General features: G+C 41.3%; 1 pseudogene (only partly in view). It reads left to right on the forward strand.

The features are described from left to right. Positions 1-63: 63 nt before the first annotated feature. Positions 64-972: pseudogene (locus tag QVP90_RS15620) on the forward strand (RelA/SpoT family protein); it runs 1,364 nt beyond the window's last position.

Here is a 972-nt window from a genome sequence, read left to right on the forward strand (position 1 = left end):
GCACATTGGCATATTGGCACATTGGCTAATTATTCAATTGGTACATTTAAATGATTATTTATCATGGAGAATATTTCATTTTTCACCCCAGAAGAGAAAGCTGAGCTATTCGCTTTATACAAACAACTGATACGGACAGCAGGAGAAAGTATCACAAAGGATGACACCCGGAAATTGAAAAAATACCTTATTCATGCAGCACAGTGTAATCATCTTTGCCGCAATAACTTTGGTATGAATCCTGTAATCAGAGATTTACAAACGGCTGGTTTAGTAGGCGGTGAAATAGGGATGAGCTTTTATATTAGCCGATGAAATAGGAATGAAAGGTTCGTGCCTGGTGGGAATCATGTTGCACGAAATCGTAAAAAATAACGTATTACCGCTCACAACCGTACGCAGTGAATTCGGAGAAGATGTAGCAAGTATCATTACCGGGTTGGTAAAGACAAACGAACTTTACGCCAAAAGTCCGGCCATCGAATCGGAAAATTTCCGTAACCTGCTCCTCTCATTTGCCGAAGATATGCGGGTGATTCTGATCATGATTGCCGACCGCGTCAATATCATGAGGCAAATCAAAGACTCCGACAACGAAGAAGACCGTGTTAAAGTAGCCAATGAAGCAGCCTATCTGTATGCTCCACTGGCTCACAAGTTAGGGTTGTACAAGCTAAAATCCGAATTGGAAGACCTGTCACTAAAATACACCAAACGGGATACATATTACTTCATCAAAGACAAACTGAATGAAACAAAAGCGTCCCGCGATAAGTACATCGCATCCTTTATCGAACCGATCAAACGAAAAGTGACAGAAGCCGGCTTGAAGTTCGACATCAAAGGACGCACCAAATCCATTCATTCCATCTGGAATAAAATTCAGAAACAAAAAACATCTTTCGAGGGCATCTACGATCTCTTTGCAATCCGTATCATCATCGATGCGGAACCGGATAAAGAAAAGCAGGA

This window comes from Bacteroides sp. CAG:189, assembly GCF_000432295.1.
Classification (GTDB): Bacteria; Bacteroidota; Bacteroidia; order Bacteroidales; family Bacteroidaceae; genus Bacteroides; species Bacteroides salyersiae.